Origin of the sequence: Sphingomicrobium marinum (genome assembly GCF_026157105.1) — a bacterium.
GTDB lineage: Bacteria > Pseudomonadota > Alphaproteobacteria > Sphingomonadales > Sphingomonadaceae > Sphingomicrobium > Sphingomicrobium marinum.
On the sequence record NZ_JANPVQ010000001.1, the window covers coordinates 1,524,014 to 1,546,733 of the forward strand.

Here is a 22,720-nt window from a genome sequence, read left to right on the forward strand (position 1 = left end):
TGTTACTTCTTGAGCGCGTCCACGCCCGGCAGCGGCTTGCCTTCCATCCATTCGAGGAACGCGCCGCCCGCGGTCGACACGAAGCTGAAGTCGTCCTTGACGCCGGCATGGTTGAGCGCGGCCACCGTGTCCCCGCCGCCAGCAACGGACTTGAGCGTCCCTTCCTTGGTCAGCGCTGCGGCATGACGCGCAAGCTGCACGGTCGCCTGGTCGAACGGTTCGGTCTCGAATGCGCCGAGCGGCCCGTTCCAGACCAGCGTCCGGCAATTCTTGAGGACGTCGGAGGCAGCCTCAACGGCGGCCAGCCCCAGATCGAGGATCATCTCGTCCTCGGCCACCTCATGCACGTTGCAGGTGCGCATGCTCTCGGGATGCGGCGCGAATTCCTTGGCCACGACCACTTCGTAAGGAAGATGGATCGTGCATTCCGCTGCGTCGGCCGCATCGAAGATCGCTTCGGCTTCATTGAGCATTTCGCTCTCGCAAAGCGACTTGCCGACATTCACCCCGCGCGCGCCAAGGAAGGTATTGGCCATGCCGCCGCCGATGATGAGGTGATCGACCATCTTGGCAAGATTGCCGAGCACTGCGAGCTTGGTCGAAACCTTGGCCCCGCCGACAACCGCCGCGACTGGCTTTTCGGGATTGCCGAGCGCAGCATCGAGCGCCTTGAGTTCTGCTTCCATCGCGCGGCCCGCAAAGGCCGGCAGGTGCTGCGCAACGCCCACAGTCGAAGCGTGCGCGCGGTGCGCCGCAGAAAAGGCGTCGTTGACAAAATAATCGCCGAGCGAGGCCATCGACCTGGCTAAGTCGGGATCGTTTGTCGTCTCACCTTCATGGAAGCGCGTATTCTCGAGCATCCCGATGGAGCCGGGCAGCATGATCGAGACGGCGCGCGCCGCTTCGGGCCCCTGGCAGTCTTCGATGTAGCGCACCGAACGACCGCTGATTTCCTTCAGGTCCGTAACCAGCAACGACGTCGACATGTCAGGGCGTCCGCGACCTTCGGGCCGGCGGAAATGCGACAGCAACAACACCAGCGCGCCCTTGTCGGCGAGCTCGTGGATGGTCGGCAACGAGGCTTCGATACGGGTCGCGTCGGTGACGTCGCCATCGGCCATCGGCACGTTGAAATCGACGCGAACAAGGACGCGCTTGCCGGTCAGGTCATCGGGCAGGTCATCGAGGGTCTTGAAGGTCATCAGATCAGCTTTGCCATGACTCCGGCGGTGTCGATCATGCGGTTCGAGAAGCCCCACTCATTGTCGTACCAGCTAACAACGCGCGCGAGCTTGCCGTCCATCACCGCGGTTTCGAGGCTGTCGACGGTCGACGATGCCGGATGGTGGTTGAAGTCGCTGCTGACCAGCGGCTGGTCGGTATAGTCGAGCACGCCCTTCATCGGACCATGCGCCGCCGCCTTGAGCGCATCATTGAGTTCGTCCTTCGAGGTGTCGCGGCCCGGCGTGAAGACGAGGTCGATCAGGCTGACGTTGGGGGTTGGAACGCGCACCGACGACCCGTCGAGCTTGCCGTTGAGTTCGGGCAGGACGAGACCGACCGCGCGTGCCGCGCCCGTCGTCGTCGGGATCATGTTCTGCGCCCCGCCACGCGCACGGCGCATATCGCCATGCATCTGGTCGAGCATGCGCTGATCATTGGTGTAGCTGTGCACCGTCGTCATGAAGCCGCGTTCGATGCCGACAGCGTCGTTCAGCACCTTCGCCACCGGTGCGAGGCAGTTGGTGGTGCAGCTGGCGTTCGACACGACATCGTCGTCCGCAGTGAGCGTCTCGTGGTTCACGCCGTAGACGATGGTCTTCGACACGCCCTTGGCCGGCGCCGAAATCAGCACGCGCTTGGCGCCCGCCTCGAGGTGCGGACGGCTGGCTTCGTCGGACTGGAAGAAGCCCGTGCATTCGAGCACGATATCCACGCCCATGTCGCCGTGCGGCAGTTTGCCCGGATCGCGTTCCTTGGTGACCGTGATGGCCTTGCCGTTGACTTTGATCGTATCGCCCTCGACGCTCACGCTCCCGGGAAAACGGCCATGCGTGCTGTCGTACTGGAACAGCAGTGCATTCGATTCCGCATCGGCAAGATCATTGATCGCCACCAAGTTGAAGTCATGATCGTCGCGCTCAAGCAAAGCGCGGGCGACGAGGCGGCCGATTCGGCCAAATCCGTTGATGGCGACGTTGGTCATTTGCCAAGTTTCTCCATGATTTTGGGCGTGATGGCTTCCACGGTGAAGCCGAATTTCTTGAACAGGTCGGGCGCGGGCGCGGAGGCGCCGAAGCGGTCGATCCCGATGTTGAGGCCGTCCGAGCCGGTCATCTGGCACCAGCCGAAAGTGGCCCCTGCTTCGATCGAGACCTTGAGTACATCGTCAGGCAGCAGGTCAGCGCGATAATCGCCGCTCTGGTCGCCGAACTTTTCCCAGCTGGGCATCGACACGACATCGGCGCCAACCCCGGCCTTTTCGAGCGAAGCGGCCACGTCCATCGCGAGGCTTACTTCGGAACCGGTCGCGATCAGCACGACTTCGCGGTCGCGATCCGCCGATTTAAGGCGATAGGCACCCTTTGCCGACAGGTTGTGTTCGGCTTTCTCGGTGCGCAGGGCAGGCAGTCCCTGGCGCGACAATGCAATAAGGCTCGGCCCGTCTTGCGTCAGCGCATCGGCCCAGCATTCTGCAGTCTCGACGGCGTCGGCGGGGCGATAGACGACAAGCCCCGGCATCGCACGAAGGCTTTGCAGATGCTCGATCGGCTGGTGGGTCGGCCCATCTTCGCCAAGCCCGATCGAATCGTGCGTCATGACATGAACGACCTTGGCGCCCTGCAATGCGCCGAGGCGTATTGCGGCGCGCGAATAATCGGCGAACACCAGGAAGGTCCCGCCATAAGGCAGCACGCCGCCGTGCAGCGCCATCCCGTTCATCGCGGCGGCCATGCCGAACTCGCGGATGCCGTAATAAATGTAGCGACCGCCATAATTCTGCGCAGTCAGCGGCTCGATGCCGCCGGCCTTGGTGTTGTTCGATCCGGTCAGGTCGGCGCTGCCACCGATCGTGGCATCGACGGCCTCATTGATCGCGTCGAGCACGACCTGGCTTGCCTTGCGGGTCGCCATCTTGGGCGCATCCGCGACCAGCTTGTCGATCAGGTCGCCCTGCCAGCGACGATCATAGATGCCGTCGAGGCGATCCTTGAACTCGGCGGCTTTGTCATGGCCCTTGAGCCGTTCTTCCCACGCCGCGCGCTCCTCCGCGCACTTTTTGCCCGCATCGCGCCAGGCCTTAAGGACGTCGTCGGGGATTTCGAAGGGCGGTGCGTCCCAGCCCAGTTCCTCGCGCGCCGCCGCGATTTCTTCGGGGCCGAGCGGCGCCCCGTGCGTGGCCGCCGTGCCCTGCTTGTTGGGTGCGCCATAACCGATGATCGTCTTGCAGCGAATCAGCGATGGGCGGTGCGACCCCTTCGCTTCCTCGATAGCTTTATCAACGCTGATCGCCTTCATGCCGTCGCACTCGATGACATCCCAGTTCATCGCGCGATAGCGGCCCAGGATATCCTCGGAACGTGAAAGGTCGGTATCGCCGTCGATGGTGATTTCGTTATCGTCCCACAGCACGATCAGGCGGCCGAGCTGGAGATGCCCCGCCAACCCCGCGGCTTCATGGTTGATGCCTTCCATCAGGCAACCGTCGCCAGCGATCACATAGGTGTGATGATCGACCAGATCGGAACCGTAAATCGCGTTGAGGTGCCGCTCGGCGATCGCCATGCCGACTGCACTCGCCAGCCCCTGCCCCAGCGGCCCCGTCGTCGTTTCGACCCCGGCAAGCTCGAAATTTTCCGGATGGCCCGCGCATGGGCTGCTCAGCTGGCGGAAATTCTTGATGTCCTCGATCGTCGGGCGTTGGTAGCCGGTAAGATACAGGAGCGAATAGATTAGCATCGAGCCGTGGCCCGCCGATAGCACGAAGCGGTCGCGGTCGGGCCAATGCGGATCGCTCGGATCATGCTTCAGGTGGTTTACGAAAAGCGCCGTGGCTGCGTCGGCCATCCCCATCGGCATGCCGGGATGCCCTGAATTGGCCTCCTGCACAGCGTCCATGGAAAGAGCCCGGATGGCGTTGGCAAGACGGCGTCTGGTGGTCATGCAAATCCCCGTTGGCGCCGCTCGTGGAAGGAGAATCGGTCGGGCGCGTCGGCTACTGCCTATCGCCACCCACGCGCACAGCGTCAAGCAGGGTGACTTGCAACATGGGTTAAACCGTCTAAACAGTTGAGATCATGTCTCAAGAAACGCTGCACGACTATCTTGATCGCGCCGAACGCGCATTGTCGCGGATCGAGGCGGCGATGGCCAAGAAAAAGGCCCACAAGCCCAGCATTACCATTTCTCCAGCCAGCCGGAGCGATCGCGAACTGAAGCTGCGTGAGGAGGTGACGCAGGTCATCGTCGAACTCGATCGCCTGATGGCGGATGCGGAGAAAAGCGCATGAGCACGATCACGCTGACAATTTGCGGACGTCCTTACGAAGTGCGCTGCCGCGACGGCGAAGAAGAGAGTCTCCAGAAGGCCGCCGCGCTGGTCGATGAAAAATCGCGCGAGGCGATCGCGGGGCTCGGCAGCCTGTCCGAATCGCGCCAGTTTTTCTACGCGTCGCTCCTGCTCGCCGATCAATTGAACGAGCAGCATGACGGCGCGCCGCCCAAGGCGGTGGACGAAACGGTGCTTAGCCGCGCCGAAGGTCTTGCCACCTGGCTGGAATCGATGGCGGATTCCCTTGAGGCCGAGGCCGACAATCCCTAAATGAATATCCTGACGGGCACTGCCTGGCACGAGCGTTCGACTATCCCTGAGGCTAATTTCATCCTAGGGAGCTGTCCCTAGCCGGACCTTGGTCTGGCATATATGGCACCCACCTGACGTTCTGGCGTCAGAGGATACAGAGGCAAACGACCTATGGCGGTCCCGTCACCCCCCACCAAGTCCGACAAGAAGCACGACATCCGCAAGAAAGCGCGCAAGTCGCGCACATATTTCGTCAGCCAGCTTGAAGGCGATGCCCGCCGCGCGCTGGAAGAACAGCTGGCCGAAAATGTCGCGCCCTTCCTGACCGATGCAAAGACGATTGGCGCCTATATCCCGATCGGCAGCGAAATTTCGCCGGGCGCGATCGTCAAGAAGGCCGTCCGCCAGGGCAAGACCATCGCCTATCCGACATTCAGTGAGGGCGACCAGAAGTTCACCTTCTGCGCCGGTGAGCCAATCATGCCTGGGCCCTACCAGATCATGCAGCCCGCCCCTGATTCGCCGGTCGTCACGCCCGACGTTGTCTTGCTTCCGCTCATCGCCTGCCTCGACGGCGGGATGCGCATCGGCCAGGGCAAGGGCCATTATGACCGCGCGCTCGAAGGACTGAAGTCCGATGGTGTCACGCTGATCGGTCTCGGCTGGCAATCGCAGCGTCTCGATCTTGGCTGCAAGGCCGACAGCTGGGATGTGCCGATCGACCTCTTCATCTCGCCGCGCGGCGTGGAAAAATTCTAGCGCAGTGCACGAACCCAAATCTCGCACTTTGCTGGGGACGTTCGCCATCCTTGCATGGCTAACCTTTTACGTCTGGGCGATACTGGAAATTGTCGGTGACATGGCGCGCTGGCCTTTTATCATTCAGATGCTCTTCTTCCTCGTCGCCGGCCTCGCCTGGATCATTCCGCTGAAGCCGCTTTTGCGTTGGATGGAAGCGGGCCGCAAAGCCTGAAGAACGACGCGGCGCATCTAATCGGCGGCAGTGTCGAGCGGCGAATAGCCAAGCCCGTCCGATCCTGCACCGACGGCGAAGATCCGGTTTATCGTCCAGTGTGAGGCGTGAATCTCGGCAACCGCCTGGCTCCCCGTCGCGGCCACCCACAGCTTCGATCCGTCGTGAGACCAGAGCATTGTCACGGGTACCGCGAGGTCGGCCTCGCCAAGGTCCACGGTCGCCACCAGCTCCTGGCTCGATGCGTCGACGATGATGACCTCGGCGCGATCGAAATGGCTGATCGCGACATGCTGCCCCGACGGACTGAACTCCACCCGGATCGGCACGCCAGCAACGTCGAACGTGCCAAGCTGCTCCAAACTCGCCGCGTCGAAGCGCACGACCTTTCGTTCGCCGTTCGATCCGACCCAGACTTCGCGGCCATCGGGGCTTACTGTCACGGCTTCCGCTTGTGCGCCGACCGTAACGTCGGCGACCTTCTCCCCAGTCGGCAAGTCGAACACGGACATGTTTCCCGAACCGATATTCGCCACATAAGCGCGGCGCACATCGGGCGACAGCGCTACCATGTGGCTGCCTTGCATGCCGGTCTTGAGACTCGCAGTGACGGTGCCATTTTCCACGTCAACAATGGCGACGTCCTGGCTGCGTTCGGTCGTCACGATGACGAGATCGTCGCCGCCAATCCATTTGAGGCCATGCGGAGCCTGGTGTTCGCCAAGGTCGATGACGCCCGTCTTTTTACCGGTCGCCACATCGAACAGGTGCAGCGTGTTGCCGATGTAGCCCGCTTCGGCATAGCTGACGACGACAGCCGTCGTGCCATCGGGCGAAACCGCGATCTCGTGCGGTGCGCGCCCGGTCTCGACCCGCCGCACTTCCTCGCCCGTCTCCAGATCGACAAAGCTCACCGTGTGTTCCGCCTTGTTGCCCACGATGAGCGTATCGGCGGCCGCAGGCGCGGCGAGCAGGCAAAGCACGGACAGGGGAAAGAAACGACGCATCGGGCTCTCCTTGGCAAAAAGGCACGACCCGCCATAACGGCGCGCACGAAATGGCGCCACTTCGCTTCGACCAACGATGTCAGGAAAATGGCGCGAGTGACGGGACTTGAACCCGCGACCTCCGGCGTGACAGGCCGGCGCTCTAACCAACTGAGCTACACCCGCTAAAGTGTGTGGCGGGCAACTAGAAGAGCCCCCCGCGCCTGTCAACAACTAGAACGCGCTTCTAATCATCTTTTTCGTCTTCGTCCTCACCGACATGGGTAAGCGTGCCATGTTCGAAGAGGAAACCGGCAATATCGGGAGTGCCCGCCGCACCCAGGACAGTCTTGATGATGATCAGCAGCGGGATGGCCAGAAGCGCCCCCGCGGTCCCCCAGATCCATGCCCAGAACGACAGGCTGATAAGGATCAGCAAGGGCGACACTTGTACGCGCTTGCCCACGATCATCGGCGTGAGGAAATTGGCTTCCACGTTGTGCAGCACGATGAAGACGAGCGGCGGCAGGAAGGCCATCCACGGATCGGCAAAGCTCATGAGACCGCCGATCCCCAGCAGGATCGCGGCCAGGATCGGCCCCAGATAGGGCACGAAATTGAGCACCGCGACAATGCCGCCCCACATCACCGGACTATCCATGCTGAGCATCCAGAGGATGACGGCGGTCAGCGTGCCGAGCGTCAGGTTCACCGCGGTAATGGTGCCGATATAAGTCGACGTCGAATCGACGACCTGGCCGATGACACGCGCGGTCGTCAGCGCGCCTTCGAAGCTGCCGCGCCGCGTAATCGTGCGCTCGCGCATCTTGGTCCACCCCGACAGGAAGAAGAACACCAGCAAAGCCGCGAAGAACATCTGGATGAGCGCAAACGGGGCTTGGGTCGCGATAAGCTCGGCCAGCGAATTGGGGGTGTCCACGGTGACTGTCGTGTCGTCGCCGCCAAGTCCGAAATCGAGGCCCGATATGACCCGGTCGACGAACGCCTCACCGGCGGTATAGAGCTCGATCAACGGTGCCACCGTCAAGCGCACCCGCTCGATCCTTTCGGGGACCAGCTGGACCCAGTCGATCGCCGGCAGCATGATCGCAAGCACCGCAAAGGTTGCGAACGCGACAAACAGGAAGAGCGAGGTCAGCGCGGCGAGCCAGCTAGGAAAGCGGTGTCGTTCCAGCCATTCGAGCACCGGGACGAGCGCGATCGCGATCACCAATCCGCCAGTCACCGGCAGAAAAAATTCTGCGCCCGACCGCAACGCAAAGGGGATCGCTAAGATCAGCCCGATGCCGGCAAACAGCGCCAACGCCGCCAGTAGCCGCACCCGCTTGACCTCTAGCGTGTGAGAATCGTTTTCGTGGTGACTTCGCGGCGCGTCCATGCAGGTCACGCTAAGTTAAAGCGCAGCGTGGTGGAAGAGCGCAAAAACGGGATTTGCACGTGTGTGGCGCAATTGCCGCCTGGTCGCGGCAGAGCTGAAATCGGCGACACCGCGTACGGCCTCCTTAAATAAGTCGTTGATTTGTGTTAATGTCCGCGGCCGAGTCGGAAGCTGGCTCGCGCGCACCGCGCGCCGTTGATGCGCACTTTCTCATCACATCGAGGCCTTCCGACGCAACCGGTACAGCAGGGGATGAACGATGAACATTCGACTTCTTGCAAGCGTCGCGGCGATTTCGCTGACGTGTGGGACTGCGCAGGCGCAGCAATTCGGAGCGTGGGGCGATGCCGAGGCCGTCACCAGCGTTGGCGGCGGCGGCTGCCCTATTCTCGATCCCTACACCAATGACCTCTTCATTGCGTCGGGCCGCGACGGCGGTTTTGGCTCGAACGATATCTGGCGCGCACCGTATAACGGTTCGGGCTGGGACGCGGCGGTCAATGTCGGCCCGACCATCAACACCGCGGCCCCCGAATACTGCCCTAGCCCGGCACGCGGACGGATGTTCTTCTTCGTAAGGTCCGGCGACATCTACATGTCAAAGGTGCACCCCAAGAATGGCTACGGTGCGCCCGTCGCGCTTAGCGACGAGATCAACGCCGCCGACGAATGGAGCCCGACCTACCTCGAGGATGATGAGGACACGTCATATCTCTATTTTTCAAGCGATCGCGATGGCACCCAAGACATCTATGTCAGCGTAGATTTCGGGACACCCACCAAGATCGTGGAGTTGAGTAGCGACGATGGCACGGAAACCCGCCCCAATGTCCGACGCGACCGCCTCGAGCTGGTCTATGACGATGGCGCCGGGAATATCTATTTCAGCAGCCGCGAAAGCACCGATGACCCGTGGGGGCCGCCTGTCCTCTTCACCAAGGGCAACGGCTCGCGTGCATCCTTCAGTTGGGATGGAATGACACTTGTATGGGGCGATGGCGGCACGATCATGAAATCGACCCGATCCAAACTCGCCAAGTTGAAGATGGTCGATACGCCCTGACGGACAGCTCGGTTTGAGAGCGCTGGTACCTCTGGCCGGACTCGAACCGGCACTCCGTAAGGAAATCGATTTTGAGTCGATCGCGTCTACCAATTCCGCCACAGAGGCTTAACCAGCGAGCGGGCTGCCTAGCGAAGCTGCTGCGCCGATGCAATCAGTTACGCGGCGGCTGATGGCGATAGCTCAGCGCTTCGGCGACATGGATGCGTCCGACAGTCGCCGCGCCCGCAAGATCCGCGATCGTCCGCGCCACGCGCAGCACGCGGTGATAGCCGCGCGCGGACAGACGCATCGCCGCAGCTGCATCGCGAAGCAGCTTCGACCCTGCTTCGTCCGGAGTGGCGACAGCCTCCAACAGCTTGCCCGAGGCCTCCGCATTGATGCGGATGTCGTGATCGACGTATCGCTCGCGCTGGATCTCGCGCGCGGTTGCAACTCGCTTGGCAACTTCCGCTGATCCTTCCGCAGGCGGCGGTAGTGACAGGTCGGCGGCACTGACGGCGGCGACCTCGACGTGGCAATCGATGCGGTCGATCAGCGGGCCCGAAATCTTTGCCTGGTAGTCTGCTGCGCAGCGCGGCGCGCGGCTACAGGCCAGCGCCGGATCGCCCAGATGCCCGCAGCGGCAGGGGTTCATCGCCGCTATGAGCTGGAACTGCGCCGGAAAGGTCACGTGCGCATTAGCGCGGGCGACATCGACCGTCCCCGTTTCGATCGGCTGGCGAAGCGAATCGAGGACTCCACGCTGAAATTCGGGCAGCTCGTCGAGGAACAGGACGCCCAAGTGGGCCAAGCTGATCTCGCCGGGCTTCACTTTCAATCCGCCGCCGACCAGCGCCGGCATCGAGGCCGAATGGTGCGGCGCCCGAAAAGGGCGACGACGTTTCATGACGCCCCCGGTCAGATCGCCCGAAACGCTGGCAATCATCGACACTTCGAGTGCTTCGCCAGGCGACAAAGGCGGCAATATCGACGGCAAGCAGGCAGCCAGCATCGACTTGCCCGATCCCGGCGGCCCGCTCATCAGGAGATTGTGCCCGCCAGCGGCCGCGATCTCGAGCGCGCGCTTGGCGGTCTCCTGCCCTTTCACTTCTGCAAGATCGGGTCCGACGCCCAAGGCTTCAGCCTCACCCGGCTCGGGGGACTGCAACAATGTGGTGCCCTTGAAGTGCGCGATCAACGCCAACAGGTCTCGCGGTGCCAGCACTTCGACGTCGCCGGCCCATGCCGCCTCGGGACCCTGCTCCTCGGGGCAGATCAACCCCATGTCTTCGCTGCTGGCATGAAGCGCCGCGAGCAGCACGCCCGGGCTGGGCGTGATACGCCCGTCCAACCCCAATTCGCCCACGGCGACATAATGCGAAAGCATGTCCGCATCGATCGCGCCGATCGCCGCCAGCAGTCCCAGCGCAATCGGAAGATCGTAGTGCGAGCCTTCCTTAGGCAGGTCGGCCGGCGACAGGTTCACGACGATCCGCTTGGGCGGCAATGCGAGCCCGACCGCGCCCAACGCCGCGCGCACGCGTTCGCGGCTCTCCGCGACCGCCTTGTCGGGCAGGCCGACGACGATGAAGGCGGGGATACCGCTGCTCAATTGTACCTGGCATTCCACCGAACGCGCTTCGAGCCCGAGATAGGCCACGGTCATGACGGTTGCGACCATCAGCGCTGCCCTCGCAGGGCACAAATAATTAGGGTCACATCCCTCCTGGCTTCGGCAGAGCCGACCGTAACCGCGAAAAGTTGAAAAACAAGTCACCGGCCGTCTTGTGAATGCAACACACGGGTACCACATGTGACCAATGGTGGTGCGCAAGAAGAAATGGATCGACAAGGAGCCGACGCGAACGGTCATGTTCGCGCTTGGCGTCATCGTCGTTCTCATCTCGCCGGTGGTGGGTGCCATCCCGGGCCCCGGCGGTGTTTTCGTCTTTGCCTTTGGCCTGGCATTGATGCTGCGCACCAGTCGCTGGGCGCGGCGCCAATATGTGCGGTTCAAGCGCTGGCAGCCCGAAGCCGGGCGATGGGCGGATCTTGGTCTCAGGCGTAAAAGCGCACTGCGTCGCCGCAAGGCGCGCAAACAGGGCCAAGAAAATCGTGTCGCCGATGCGAGTCATATCGCCGAAGACGTTGACTAATGGGCGTCATGCCCTTAATGGCGCCCTCAAGCGAGGCCGCGAAGAGCGGCCCTTTTCATTTCGATTTTAGAGGCATGAGCGATGAAGCGCACTTTTCAGCCGAGCAACCTGGTCCGCAACCGCCGTCACGGATTCCGCGCGCGGATGGCCGACGCCAACGGTCGCAAGGTTCTGGCCCGCCGTCGGGCGAAGGGCCGCAAGCGCCTGAGCGCCTGAGCGTAATCACAAAAAGAAGCGATTTCCTTGCTGCAAACCGCGGCAAGCGCGTTGCCATGCCCGGCTTCGTGCTGCTGGTGCGCGACCGCAAGGATGACGATCCCGCCATCCGTTATGGCCTGACCGTCTCCAGAAAGGTCGGCAACGCGGTCGTGCGCAATCGCATGAAGCGCCGCTTACGCGAACTGGTACGCGCCATCCTTCCCGAACGCGGTGTTGCGGGCGCGGATCATGTGCTGATCGGGCGCCAGCGTGGGATCGATCGCGATTTCGCCAAGCTTGGCGACGATCTTTCCGCCGCGCTCGAGCGGCTCGGCTGATGCTCGGGCGCCTGATGATCTTGGTGACGAAGGCTTGGCAGAAGGGCCCGTCGCGCATCCTGCCGCCCACCTGCCGTTACCAGCCATCCTGTTCGGCCTATGCGATCACCGCGATTGAACGCTATGGGGCCTTGAAAGGCGGCTGGCTTGCCGTCAAACGCATCGCACGTTGCCATCCCTGGGGGGGACAAGGCCATGATCCGGTCCCCTAGCCTGCAGACGATAAGAGAGAAGCGCCTTGGGCGATAACAAGAACCTCATCCTCGCACTGGTGCTCAGCGCCATGGTGCTATTCGGCTGGTCGATCCTGTTCCCGACCTCGACCGAAGACCTGCCCGCCGAGCAGCCGGTCAACGAACAGGTGGTGCCAAACGCAGGCGATACCGTCGCCGCCAACGACGCCGCGCCCCTGCCGCCGCGCAGCCTTGAGGATGCGCTGGGAGGAAACAGCCGCGTCGCCATCGAAACGCCGCGTCTCGATGGTTCGATCAACCTCATCGGCGGTCGCATCGACGACCTGACCATGACCGATCATAGCGTCGAACTGGACGACGAAAGCGGGCCGGTACGCCTGCTGTCGCCAAGCCGCACGCCCGACGCCTATTTCACCGAGTTCGGATGGACCAGCGATGGTATCGAGGTCCCGACCTCGACAACGCGGTGGACCAGCGACGGCGAGGTCCTGACCCCGCAGACGCCGGTCACGCTGAGCTGGTCGAACGATAGCGGGCAGACGTTCAAGCTTATTTTCGCAGTTGATGAGAATTACCTCTTCACCGTCGACCAGCGCATCGAAAATCGCGGCCCGGGCGCGGTCGGTGTCGGCACCTATGCCCGCGCACGCCGCGCCGGCATCGACGAAAGCCGCACGATGTTCAACGTGCACAACGGTCCGATGGGCGTCTTCAACAATGAAGCGACCTACGACGTCGATTATGACGATCTCGAAGACGAAGGCGCCCAGACCTTCAGCACGACGGGCGGCTGGATCGGTTTCACCGACAAATATTGGCTGACCGCGCTGATCCCCTCACAAAATACGCCGGTGCGCGCAACGATGCAGGCGATCAAGGGCGATGGCGGCGACGTCACCGGCTACCAGACCGATTATGTCGGCAGCGGCATGATCGTCGAGCCCGGCACCGCCAAGATCGTCGAATCGCGCCTCTTTGCCGGCGCCAAGGAAAAGAAGCTCCTCGACGAATATGAGGATGCGGGCGTCCAGCGCCTGTCCAAATCGATCGATTGGGGCTGGTTCGAATGGTTCATGCGCCCGATCTTCGACCTGCTGCGCTGGCTCTTCATGGTCACCGGCAATTTCGGTGTCGCGATCATCCTGCTCACCGTGCTGGTGCGCCTCGTCCTCTATCCCATCGCCAACAAGCAGTTTCGCAGCTTCGCGGGCATGCGCCGCGTCCAGCCAAAGTTGAAGGCGCTGCAGGATCGATACAAGGACGACAAGCCCAAGCTCCAGCAGGAAATGATGAAGCTTTACCAGGCCGAGAAGATCAATCCGCTCGCCGGCTGCCTGCCGATCCTGTTGCAGATTCCGATCTTCTACGCGCTCTACAAGGTGCTGCTTGTCAGCGTCGAAATGCGTCACCAGCCCTTCGTGCTGTGGCTCAAGGACTTGTCGGCGCCCGATCCGCTAACGCCGGTCAACCTGTTTGGCCTGCTCGACTTCACGCCGCCGAGCTTCATTGCGATCGGCGTACTGCCGATCCTGCTGGGCGTGTCGATGTGGCTGCAGTTCAAGCTCAATCCGACGCCGGTGACCGATCCGGTCCAGAAGCAGATTTTCGGCATCATGCCGTGGGTGCTGATGGTCGTGATGGCGCCGTTCGCGGCGGGCCTGCAGCTTTACTGGGTCGCCAACAACATCCTGACGCTGGCACAGCAGAAGTTCTTTTACTGGCGCTACGACAAGGATAATCCGCCCGACGTGGTCGAGGCCAAGGCTACGAAGGCCTAGATCGATGACGCGTGAGGAAGAGGCGCGAAAATTGCTGACAGGCCGGGTGGAGTTTCTCCTCTCGGCCCCGCAGCTCAAGTTCCTGCCCGATCCGATCGCGCCCGAAGTCGCCTTCGCCGGACGTTCCAATGTCGGCAAGTCGAGCCTTCTCAACGCGCTCACCGGTCGCAAGAAGCTCGCCCGCGCCTCGGTCACCCCAGGGCGCACGCAGGAATTGAACTTCTTCGAAGTGGGCGATCCGCTTGCGCTGCGCCTTGTCGACATGCCGGGCTATGGTTTTGCCAAGGCGCCGGTCAATGTCGTCAAGAAATGGCGCAATCTGGTCGAAAGCTATCTGAAGGGCCGCGCCGCGCTCCAGCGCTGCTTTCTCCTCATCGACAGTCGCCGCGGCATCATGGACGTTGATCGCGACATGATGAAGATGATGGACGGCGCCGCGATCACCTACCAGATCGTCCTGACCAAAACCGACAAGGTGAAGGCCAAGGACAAGGTGAAGATCGAGGAGGCCGTCGCAGCCGAAGCTAAAAAACATCCCGCCGCCTTTCCCGAATTGATCGTTACGAGCGCCGAGAAGGGCTACGGCATGGAAGAACTGCGCACCGCAGTGCTAGATGCGATCAGAGCTTAGATCCGAGAACAATGTAATCCAGCGCTTTGGGCGCATCCCACTCATACCGACTAACAGTGTGACCAATAATTCTTGAGTGAGAATTGCTATCTGCATCGATCCCGACCACGCCTAACATATCGCGCTCCCATGGTCGTGATTTCGGACTAGAACAATAAATGTCGACCATCACTAGCGAGCGGATTGCAATCGTTTTTTTGCGGATCACATTAACTTCGCGATTTGCGGGAGTGAGCGGCTTCCAAACCGCCTCAGAGAATGAGTCCAGGGTCAAGGGGCCTTGCAACGCAACCAAACCAAGATCGGAAACGAATAGGACCTTTTCAAAATTCGACAAATCCGGACGGAGGGCCAGCATGGCCGCTCCCCGGTTCTCTGGACAAATTACCAAGACATCCGTGTCTTGTTGTCTTTCCAACGGAGTTACCACGGTTGGCCATGAACGAGCATCTTTGTGGGCTATCGGAAGTAGAAAAAGGCTTTCTGCAAGAAAGAGTGCCACACAGAAAGTGCTACCAAGGAGCGACAAGCGCCTACTCAGAAGTCCGTACAATACGAAATAAGCTGGAATGGTCGGCAACATGGTTCGCGTAAGCAACACTGGTGTGGTCAGAAAACCGACCGTCCAAAGTAAGATTGGAAGACTGGCTAAAATCGATAAAAGGACCATCGTGGAAAATGACACGGTCTGTCCAACACGGGCTTTCCAGAAAGAGTAAGTCAGAAGCATCAGCGCGCCGAGGCACAATAAGAAAAGGAAATGCATCAGGGGACTGGCCACCGGCCCAAGCGGCTCCAGATGGGAGGGAAGAACCAATCCTCCAAGCCTAACGAAAAGCTCAGCCCCTGACCACTGCGTGTTCCAGTCAAAACCACCGGCATCCACTGCCGCAAATTGGGTGAGGCGCCGGGCTTCTGGCGCAACAAGCAGAACGGTTGCAAGGCCAATAAAAACCGCGCGCATGAAGCTGCACTCTTTTGTGTGGACCCGAATCAAAAGCACCGTTGCGACAGCGGGAACAAACCAAAACCAACCCACCGGATGTGTGTAAATGGACAGAATACCCGCAGTCCAAAACAGCCCCGTCCAACCGGCACGTTCTGTCTTTTCGCGACCAAATATTCCGCACGCCCCCGCAGCGGAAAGTGTGGTCAGTAGGACCAGCAATGAATAAGCACGGGCTTCTTGAGAGTAATCAATTAGCGGAAACGCGAATGCGCTGCAGGCCGCAGTAAATAGGCCGACCCGCGTTCCACCTACATTCCGACCTAACACAAAGGTAGCAGGTATTGTCAGCGTGCCGAATACAAGCAACGGGATGCGATGTACCCAGGGATCGTGTCCGAACGGCAAGACGCTTTTGTGTACCGCATAATAAAGGCCGGGAGTGGGATCGACAGGCCGAATGAAGAGGTCTCGTAGACTGAAATCAGATATGACTAAAGTCAGCGCTTCGTCACCCCACAATGGAGGGGCCCCGATATTTATCATGCGGATGGCGAAACCAGATAAAACGATCACAGCGAGCCACCACTGAGTGCGCACCATTGCCAAGATGCCCCCCTCACTTCTATGTCCGCTCAGCTTCGTCACCCCGCGATCCTCTCGCGCAAACGTACAAGTCTTAGACCGAAAGTTACTTCGCAATGAAACTCTTTATCGGCAACCGCGCTTATTCGAGCTGGTCCATGCGCGGGTGGTTGGCGTTGAAGGCGTCGGGCGTGGAGTTCGAGGAACTCGTCGTGCCGTTGTTCGACAAGGATTGGGACAACCAGCGCGAGGGCAACGAGTTTGCCGCCAGCGCGGGCAAGGTGCCGGTGTTGTGGGATGGCGACGACGTCATCTGGGACAGCCTGGCCATCATCGAATATTGCGCCGACAAGTTCGGCCGCGACGCCTATTGGCCGGACGACCTAAGCGCGCGCGCCATGGCCCGCTCGATGGCCGCGGAGATGCATTCCAGCTTCCCTAACCTTCGCCGTGACCTGCCGATGAACGTGCGGCGTCGTGTCGCCAACCACCCCATCAGCGACGAGGTGAAGGCGGAAATCATGCGCATCCTCGAGACATGGGCGCAGGCACGCGCGCGCTTTGGCGGCGAAGGCGATTTTCTCTTCGGAAAGTGGAGCGCTGCGGACATGATGTACGCGCCGGTCGTCACGCGCTTTGTGACGTACAGCGTTCCCCTGCCCAATTTCGCCGCGGCCTATGGCGATGCCGTGATGCGCCACCCCGACGTGATGGAATGGATCGAACTCGCGCAGGATGAACCCTGGACGATCGAGGCTTACGAACCGGACGGCGCCCAATGAGCGCTGTCGAGCTGGCAATGAGGCTGATCGCCTGCCACAGCGTCACGCCCGCGAAGGGGCCGGTGTTCGACGTGCTCGAAGGAGCGCTCGCGCCACTCGGTTTTACCTGCCACCGCTTCGTGCTTGGCGAAGAGCCCGATGGCCCGACCGAAAATATGGTCGCCATTCGCGATACCGGGCAACCGGGCCCGCATTTCGCGTTCGCCGGCCATCTCGACGTCGTCCCTCCAGGTGATGGATGGACGCACGATGCCTTCGAGCCCCAAGTAGAAGACGGTGTGCTGACGGGCCGCGGCGCCTGCGACATGAAGAGCGCGATCGCCTGCATGGTCGCCGCGCTCGAAGGCAACCTGCCCGACACAGGCACCCTCTCCTTCCTGATCACGGGCGATGAAGAAGGCTACGCCACCTACGGCACGCCGCGCATTATCGATTGGCTCAAGGAACATTCCATCACGCCCGACATGATCCTCATCGGCGAACCGACGTCGGTCGACACGCTTGGTGACACGGTGAAAGTCGGTCGACGCGGGTCGTTGAATGTCTGGATCGAGATGCCCGGCCACCAGGGCCATGTCGCCTATCCCCACCTTGCCGAGAACCCGGTGCCCCCGCTGGCGCGCATCGTCAGTGCGCTCGATGCGTGGGTGATCGACGAAGGGAGCGATGCTTTCCAGCCGTCCAATCTCGAGTTTGTGTCGCTGACCACCAGCACCAATGCTTCGAACGTCATCCCGGGCATGGCCACCGCTCAGCTGAACATCCGCTTCACCGATTTGCAGACGGGCAAGGGTCTATCCGAAGAGTTGACGCGCCGCGTCCATGACGTCGAACCCGAGGCTATCGTGCGCACACGGATTTCCGGCGAAAGTTTCCTTACGCCATCTGGCGAGCTTTACGATGTCGTCGTGGCCGCGATCAAAGAGGAGACCGGCATCGAGACCAATCTGTCGACCAAGGGCGGTACGTCCGACGGGCGTTTCCTTATCGAAATAGCCCCCGTGATTGATTTCGGACTACCCAATGCGACCATGCACAAGATCGGCGAAGCAGCGCGCATCGAGGATATCGAAGCGCTCACCCGCATCTATCGAAATGTCTTGAAAAGGGTGTTCAGCTAACCCTGTTCGCCACGGCGCGGTCGGCGTTGGCGACCCAGTCGAAGAACTGGTCGACTTCCATCGGTTCGGCGAACACGAAGCCCTGCACCGTGCGCACACCCATGGCGCGCAAAATATCGGCCTGATCGCTATTTTCGATGGCTTCCGCGACGATTTGCGCGCCGACCGAACGCACGAGCGTGATGACAGCCTGCACGATGTCGCGCGCCTGGTCGTCCTTGTCGATATCCACCACCAGGCTGGGATCGAGCTTGACGCGGTCGAGCGGCATGGTGCGCAGTCGCGCAATGTTCGAATAGCCGGTACCGAAGTCGTCGATCACGATATAAGCACCATCGGCGCGAAGTGCGGCGATCTGCGCCTGCTGTTCGCGGCTGACACGCATCGCGGTTGATTCGGTAAATTCGAGTTCGACGAGGCTCAGCGGCACTCCCGCGTCCTCGAATATGGCGCGCAGCCGATCGAAGAAGTCGGCGCGGTCGAGTTGCCGCGGACTGATGTTGAAGGCGAGACGGCGCGGCTTGCCTTCTTGCTGCCACTGGCCAAGGATCGCCGCGCATTCTTCCATCACCCAGTCGCCGATGTCGGCGATGATGCCGCAGCTTTCGGCAACGCCCATGAAGCTTTCGGGCATGCGCACGCCATCTTCGTGTTGCCAGCGGAGCAAGGCTTCCGCCCCGCTGATGTCGCCGGTTACCAGATCGAGTTGCGGCTGCACGGCGAGCGTAAATTCGCCGTTGTGGAGGGCTTGCGTCAGCGCTTTCTCAATCGAGACTTTCTGTTCGTACTGGCGCTGCAATTCGGCCGAAAATAGCACATGACGCCCGCCGCCAAGCGACTTGGCGCGGTACATGGCGATATCGGCCGAGCGCATCAGCGTCTCGATCTTGGCGCCATTTTCGGGGCACATGGCCACACCGACCGACGCGCCGATATCGATCGAATGACCGTGAAGCTCGAAAGGTTCACTGATCGAGATCGCGATCCGCCGACCGATCCGCTCGGCGTGGTCCTCGCTGACGATACCGGGGAAGAAGATCGTGAACTCATCGCCTGCAAGGCGCGCCAGCAGGGGGCGAGAGGCTCCATCCCCCTCGCCTTCGGCCGTCACCACGACACGCAGGCGGTTGGCCACCATCGTCAGCAACTGATCGCCGCGGGCATGGCCAAGACTGTCGTTGACGGCCTTGAACCGGTCGAGATCGACGAACAACATCGCGGCGCGTTCGCCATCCTTGCGGCTCGCCAACATCTTGTCGGCCTCGGCGCGGAAATGCAGTCGGTTGGGAAGCGACGTGACCGGATCGAACATGCCCAGGGCATGCGCATTTTCGATCGACGTGCGCACCTCGGCAAAAAGCGTATCAACCGCGCTCGCCACTTCGGGAAGCGACTTTTGGACGCTTTCGGGAGCAGGGCTGGTCAGGTCGCCCTGCTCGACCGCGAGCAGGCGGTCACCGAGATCGCGCATCGCCTTGACGCTTTTGGTATCGGGACGCTCCGCTGCGATATAGCTGATGATCAGGCAGAACAGGCCCGCGACGATCGAGGCCAATACCTGCTGGTTGATCTCATGGATATGAAGGAAGACAGCCAGCGAAAAGACGAACGAAGCCAGCCCCGCCAACCCCGACAGGATGACATTGGAAATCTTGAGGGCGCTGACTTTTTTCATTCCTGCTTGCGAACGTCCCGATTGCACTAGGCCCTCCCGCGGCAAAGGAAGGGCCTTTCTGTTCAGGATCCGACTTAGCGAAAGAGGGTTAAGAAACGGTGCACCATTACCGCTGGCGACGGAGCACCACATAGAGCGCGCCGCGTCCGCCATGACGTTGGTGGGCGCCGCGTACCGTCGCGATTTGGCCGCTATGGCGCGAAGCGCCGAGCCAGTCATGAACTGCCGCGCGGATGCGACCGCGCTCGACCGGCGGTGCGCCTTTTGGCGGGTGTCCGGTGATGAGCAGGACCAGCCTGTCGCCTGATGCGATGGCATCCCCCAGACCACGGTCGATCGCTTCCCAGGCATCATCGAGCCGATGACCATGAAGGTCGATCACCCGATCAGGCGCAACCCTGCCCTGGCTCAGCCGCTTGTCCCAGCCGCCATCGAGCCCGCCGCTGGTTGGCACCACGCTCGGCGGCTTCGCGGGCGTTTTGGGACGCGGCGGCACATAGTCCCCGCGCGGCGGCGGAACCTTCATTTTCTTGAGGCTTTTCGTCGGTTCGCGGGTCGCCGGATCGCGCGACAAGGGTTCGACCGTGGCCACCACTTTGGCCCACAGGGCCGCTTCGTCAGCGCCTAGCTTGCGCACGGCGCGCCGCCGATTTGGGAAGAAGGATACGCGCCGACCCGCGGCTGGCCATGCCGCCCGCGATCGTGCGCGCGTCGTCGCCGGCACCCCAGAAAGTGTCGAACCGATTGGCACCCTTGATCGCACCGCCCGTATCCTGCGCGATCCACAGCCCATCCGCGACGTCGGCTTCCAGATTGAGCCAGACGGGCGCACCGAGCGGCACGAACTTCGGGTCGGCGGCCACGGTTCCGCGCGGCGTTACCGGCACATTCAATGCCCCGAGCGGCCCGGGGCCCTCGATCAGCCGGAAGAAGATATAGGATTTGTTCTCGCGCATCAGGTCGCGGCCCGCTTCGGGATTGGCCTTGAGCCAGTCGACGATGCGCTGCATGGTAATGCCGCCCTCGAGCAACCCGCGTTCGCGTAGCAACCGACCGATGGCGACATATTCGCGGCCATTCTGGTTCGCGTAGCCGATGCGTGCGACGCGCCCGTCAGGGAGCAGCAATTGCCCCGACCCCTGGATTTGCAGGAAAAAGAGCTCGACGGGATCGGCGGCCCACGCGATCTCGAGCCCGCGCCCTTCCAGCGCCCCCTCTTCGATCGCCGTTCTGTCGTGATAGAGAACGAAGTTGCCGTTCTCGTCGTATCGCCCGCGACCTTCACCACTCCCGTCAGAAAAGGTGCCGCGCGTGAGATCGTCGGGTACCGCATAGATCGGCGTCTCGTATCCGGGGCGGCGGGTCAGCGATCCGCGAATGCGGGGCTCGAAATAGCCGGTCGCGAACGCCTCGCCCGCGCCTACTTCGACCCAGGCAAAGTCGCGCGCGAAAAAGCTTGCCGCGTCGATCGGTGAAAGGCTGGCCGCCTTGGTGCATAGCGGCACCCAGTCCTCGGTCCGAGTGAGCCCCGACTGATCGTTGCGGCTGACGAGCCGCGGACAACTGATCTTGAAAGCATCGAGTGCACGCGCCGCTTCCGTCGTGGACAGCATCGCGGCTGGTGCAAGCGCAACCCCCGCAGCAAGCGCCGTCGTGGGGACTGCGGCGCTGGTAGAAACATTGCTGGTGGACGACGCGCAGGCGGCCAGCGCTAGCGCCGTTCCGGCAGCAAGAGCCCGCCTCATTCTTCTTCGTCAGTCTCGACGAGGATCCAGTTGGGATCGCTGTCCGCTATGTCGCGGCGGAAAGTCCAGCGATCGCGCGTTTGCACCGCATCGTCGAGCGAACCTGCGACAACATCGCCGTCGGCGTTTCGCGTGACAGCGGCGATGTCCGCCTCGAAACGGACCGTGACCTCCGCCACCGAATCGTGAAGCTCGGCTGCGGCGATGACCGACTGGTCGATGTGGACCAGGCGATTGTCGAGCTTGAGGCCTGCATCTTCCCGCGCATCGACGGCGCCGGCAAAGGCTTCGTAGACTTCGGGACCGACGAGGGTCCGAACCTCTTCGAGCTCGCCTTTCCAGAAAGCTTCGAGGATCATGCGATAGGCACCTTCGGCGCCTTCGAGGAACCGCGCAACGTCAAAGCCCGGATCGGCAGCCAGCAGCGCGCGGACGCCGGGGCCGGCCAGCGGAAGATAGGCATTGCCCGAATCGTCGGTCGCGGTCGTCTGGCCCTGCAGCTTGGGATTGTCGGGTTTCTTGACCGGCGCATCAGGCTCCTTGGCAAAGGTCTGCTCATGCCCCGTGCGCTCACCGAGAACGCTATAAAGGCGCAGCCCCACGAACAGGGCGACAAGGGCGAGTATGACGAGTGCGGTCAACGCTTGGTCCAATCTTGTACGAGTCTCTACCGTCCTACATAGGCTTGCACGAACGGCATTTCAAAGTGGTGAACGTCTAATTCGTCTGCTTGTTGCGTGCGCTCGCCGCGCTTGCTAGTTGCAGCGCAGCATTTTGACGCGGCTGTCAGCGCCGCATTCATCCTTAAGACAAGAGAGTTTTTCATGGCCGACGATACGCCCCCTCCCCCGCCGCCAGCAGGCGATGACGCCAACAACGCGCCTCACATTGCGAGCCTGGCGCAGTACATCAAGGATCTTTCGGTCGAAAATCCCAATTCGCCCGCGGTGTTCCAGTGGAAAACCCAGCCGCGCGTCGACGTTAATTTCAACATCGGTGTCAATGCGGTTGCCGATGGCGTGCGCGAAGTCGTCCTCAAGGTCGAAGCCAGCGCCAAGTCGGACGAAGGCGTCCACTTCGTCGTCGACCTGACCTATTGCGGGCTTTACGGCTTCCAGAACATCACCGAAGACCAGCTGCATGCGTGGTTCCACGTCGATGCGCCGGGCTTCCTGTTCCCGTTCGCCCGCCGCATCATTGCCGATGCCATCGGCGATGCGGGCTTCCCTCCGCTGATGATCGACGGCATCGATTTTCGCCGCGCCTATGTCGAGCAGATTCAAGCCCAGCAGGGTGGCACCAACGGCGGCACCCCCGCCGAGCCCGCCCCGACGGCGGACGCCTAAAGCAGTCTAAGGGCAAGG

The 22,720-nt window shown here is 61.8% G+C and carries 25 protein-coding genes and 2 tRNA genes; 14 read left to right on the forward strand and 13 right to left on the reverse strand.

Going from position 1 to position 22,720, the window contains the following annotated elements:
• Positions 1-2: 2 nt before the first annotated feature.
• From NUX07_RS07670 to tkt, 3 genes are read right to left on the reverse strand one after another with little or no spacing between them, the layout of a single operon-like run.
• A complete protein-coding gene (locus NUX07_RS07670; protein ID WP_265529986.1) occupies positions 3-1,202 on the reverse strand; it encodes a phosphoglycerate kinase in 1,200 nt (399 codons plus the stop codon).
• On the reverse strand, positions 1,202-2,206 hold the full coding sequence (gene gap, locus NUX07_RS07675) for a type I glyceraldehyde-3-phosphate dehydrogenase (protein WP_265529987.1): 1,005 nt from the start codon (positions 2,204-2,206) through the stop codon (positions 1,202-1,204). Before gap ends, NUX07_RS07670 begins: the two co-directional genes overlap by 1 nt.
• Entirely contained in the window at positions 2,203-4,164 is a 1,962-nt protein-coding gene (gene tkt, locus NUX07_RS07680) for a transketolase (RefSeq protein WP_265529988.1), read from the reverse strand. The genes gap and tkt overlap by 4 nt, the downstream gene beginning before the upstream one ends.
• A 134-nt stretch (positions 4,165-4,298) precedes the next feature.
• Between tkt and NUX07_RS07685 the strand changes: the two genes are divergently transcribed.
• From NUX07_RS07685 to NUX07_RS07700, 4 genes are all read left to right on the forward strand, one after another.
• Positions 4,299-4,511 (forward strand): hypothetical protein, encoded by a 213-nt coding sequence (locus tag NUX07_RS07685; RefSeq protein ID WP_265529989.1) that lies wholly within the window; start codon positions 4,299-4,301, stop codon positions 4,509-4,511.
• Positions 4,508-4,822, forward strand: a complete 315-nt coding sequence (locus NUX07_RS07690; protein WP_265529990.1) for a cell division protein ZapA — start codon at positions 4,508-4,510, stop codon at positions 4,820-4,822. Before NUX07_RS07685 ends, NUX07_RS07690 begins: the two co-directional genes overlap by 4 nt.
• 153 nt (positions 4,823-4,975) lie before the next feature.
• Positions 4,976-5,563 carry a 5-formyltetrahydrofolate cyclo-ligase gene (locus tag NUX07_RS07695; protein WP_265529991.1) on the forward strand — a complete coding sequence of 196 codons (588 nt, stop codon included), beginning with the start codon at positions 4,976-4,978 and terminating at the stop codon, positions 5,561-5,563.
• A 4-nt stretch (positions 5,564-5,567) separates the two neighbouring features.
• A complete protein-coding gene (locus NUX07_RS07700; protein WP_265529992.1) occupies positions 5,568-5,777 on the forward strand; it encodes a DUF2842 domain-containing protein in 210 nt (69 codons plus the stop codon).
• Positions 5,778-5,794: 17 nt separating this feature from the next.
• Here the strand turns inward: NUX07_RS07700 and NUX07_RS07705 are convergent, their stop codons facing one another.
• The 3 genes from NUX07_RS07705 to NUX07_RS07715 form a co-directional block, all read right to left on the reverse strand.
• Complete coding sequence (locus NUX07_RS07705) at positions 5,795-6,784, reverse strand: YncE family protein (protein ID WP_265529993.1); 990 nt, start codon at positions 6,782-6,784, stop codon at positions 5,795-5,797.
• 88 nt (positions 6,785-6,872) lie between these two features.
• Positions 6,873-6,949 (reverse strand) — tRNA-Asp (locus NUX07_RS07710).
• Between the two features lie 61 nt (positions 6,950-7,010).
• A complete protein-coding gene (locus NUX07_RS07715) occupies positions 7,011-8,162 on the reverse strand; it encodes an AI-2E family transporter (RefSeq protein ID WP_265530775.1) in 1,152 nt (383 codons plus the stop codon).
• 259 nt (positions 8,163-8,421) lie between these two features.
• Here NUX07_RS07715 and NUX07_RS07720 point away from each other — a divergent pair, with 259 nt between their 5' ends.
• Positions 8,422-9,225, forward strand: coding sequence for a TolB family protein (locus NUX07_RS07720; protein ID WP_265529994.1), 804 nt, complete (start codon positions 8,422-8,424; stop codon positions 9,223-9,225).
• A 23-nt stretch (positions 9,226-9,248) separates the two neighbouring features.
• Here NUX07_RS07720 and NUX07_RS07725 read toward each other — a convergent pair.
• Positions 9,249-9,333, reverse strand: a tRNA-Leu gene (locus tag NUX07_RS07725).
• 46 nt (positions 9,334-9,379) lie between these two features.
• Complete coding sequence (locus NUX07_RS07730; RefSeq protein ID WP_265529995.1) at positions 9,380-10,888, reverse strand: YifB family Mg chelatase-like AAA ATPase; 1,509 nt, start codon at positions 10,886-10,888, stop codon at positions 9,380-9,382.
• Between the two features lie 145 nt (positions 10,889-11,033).
• On the opposite strand from NUX07_RS07730, the gene NUX07_RS07735 reads away from it, so the two are divergent.
• The 6 genes from NUX07_RS07735 to yihA all read left to right on the forward strand — a co-directional run bounded on the left by NUX07_RS07735 (position 11,034) and on the right by yihA (position 14,502).
• Positions 11,034-11,363, forward strand: a complete 330-nt coding sequence (locus tag NUX07_RS07735; RefSeq protein WP_265529996.1) for a hypothetical protein — start codon at positions 11,034-11,036, stop codon at positions 11,361-11,363.
• 81 nt (positions 11,364-11,444) lie between these two features.
• Entirely contained in the window at positions 11,445-11,579 is a 135-nt protein-coding gene (gene rpmH, locus NUX07_RS07740) for a 50S ribosomal protein L34 (protein WP_265530776.1), read from the forward strand.
• A 5-nt stretch (positions 11,580-11,584) separates the two neighbouring features.
• Positions 11,585-11,899: a ribonuclease P protein component gene (rnpA, locus tag NUX07_RS07745; protein ID WP_265530777.1), complete on the forward strand. Its 315-nt coding sequence runs from the start codon at positions 11,585-11,587 to the stop codon at positions 11,897-11,899.
• A complete protein-coding gene (gene yidD, locus NUX07_RS07750; RefSeq protein ID WP_265529997.1) occupies positions 11,899-12,111 on the forward strand; it encodes a membrane protein insertion efficiency factor YidD in 213 nt (70 codons plus the stop codon). The genes rnpA and yidD overlap by 1 nt, the downstream gene beginning before the upstream one ends.
• Before the next feature lie 26 nt (positions 12,112-12,137).
• Complete coding sequence (gene yidC, locus NUX07_RS07755; RefSeq protein ID WP_265529998.1) at positions 12,138-13,871, forward strand: membrane protein insertase YidC; 1,734 nt, start codon at positions 12,138-12,140, stop codon at positions 13,869-13,871.
• 4 nt (positions 13,872-13,875) lie between these two features.
• Positions 13,876-14,502 carry a ribosome biogenesis GTP-binding protein YihA/YsxC gene (gene yihA / locus NUX07_RS07760; RefSeq protein ID WP_265529999.1) on the forward strand — a complete coding sequence of 209 codons (627 nt, stop codon included), beginning with the start codon at positions 13,876-13,878 and terminating at the stop codon, positions 14,500-14,502.
• Here yihA and NUX07_RS07765 read toward each other — a convergent pair.
• Complete coding sequence (locus NUX07_RS07765; RefSeq protein ID WP_265530000.1) at positions 14,492-16,096, reverse strand: glycosyltransferase family 39 protein; 1,605 nt, start codon at positions 16,094-16,096, stop codon at positions 14,492-14,494. The two genes, yihA and NUX07_RS07765, sit on opposite strands and share 11 nt — an antisense overlap.
• 53 nt (positions 16,097-16,149) lie before the next feature.
• Here NUX07_RS07765 and NUX07_RS07770 point away from each other — a divergent pair, with 53 nt between their 5' ends.
• Together NUX07_RS07770 and dapE are read left to right on the forward strand one after the other, a co-directional pair.
• The gene (locus NUX07_RS07770; RefSeq protein WP_265530001.1) at positions 16,150-16,815 is read left to right on the forward strand and encodes a glutathione S-transferase family protein; all 666 of its coding nucleotides are present in this window, start codon (positions 16,150-16,152) and stop codon (positions 16,813-16,815) included.
• Entirely contained in the window at positions 16,812-17,936 is a 1,125-nt protein-coding gene (gene dapE, locus NUX07_RS07775) for a succinyl-diaminopimelate desuccinylase (RefSeq protein WP_265530002.1), read from the forward strand. Before NUX07_RS07770 ends, dapE begins: the two co-directional genes overlap by 4 nt.
• On the opposite strand, the gene NUX07_RS07780 is transcribed toward dapE, so the two are convergent.
• The 4 genes from NUX07_RS07780 to NUX07_RS07795 form a co-directional block, all read right to left on the reverse strand.
• Positions 17,929-19,611: a putative bifunctional diguanylate cyclase/phosphodiesterase gene (locus NUX07_RS07780; RefSeq protein ID WP_265530003.1), complete on the reverse strand. Its 1,683-nt coding sequence runs from the start codon at positions 19,609-19,611 to the stop codon at positions 17,929-17,931. The two genes, dapE and NUX07_RS07780, sit on opposite strands and share 8 nt — an antisense overlap.
• Before the next feature lie 106 nt (positions 19,612-19,717).
• Positions 19,718-20,248 (reverse strand): Smr/MutS family protein, encoded by a 531-nt coding sequence (locus NUX07_RS07785; protein ID WP_265530004.1) that lies wholly within the window; start codon positions 20,246-20,248, stop codon positions 19,718-19,720.
• The gene (gene mltA / locus NUX07_RS07790; RefSeq protein WP_322597193.1) at positions 20,229-21,224 is read right to left on the reverse strand and encodes a murein transglycosylase A; all 996 of its coding nucleotides are present in this window, start codon (positions 21,222-21,224) and stop codon (positions 20,229-20,231) included. Before mltA ends, NUX07_RS07785 begins: the two co-directional genes overlap by 20 nt.
• 128 nt (positions 21,225-21,352) lie before the next feature.
• A complete protein-coding gene (locus tag NUX07_RS07795; protein ID WP_265530006.1) occupies positions 21,353-21,997 on the reverse strand; it encodes a Tim44/TimA family putative adaptor protein in 645 nt (214 codons plus the stop codon).
• Between the two features lie 183 nt (positions 21,998-22,180).
• Between NUX07_RS07795 and secB the strand changes: the two genes are divergently transcribed.
• On the forward strand, positions 22,181-22,702 hold the full coding sequence (secB, locus tag NUX07_RS07800; protein ID WP_265530007.1) for a protein-export chaperone SecB: 522 nt from the start codon (positions 22,181-22,183) through the stop codon (positions 22,700-22,702).
• Positions 22,703-22,720: the final 18 nt, after the last annotated feature.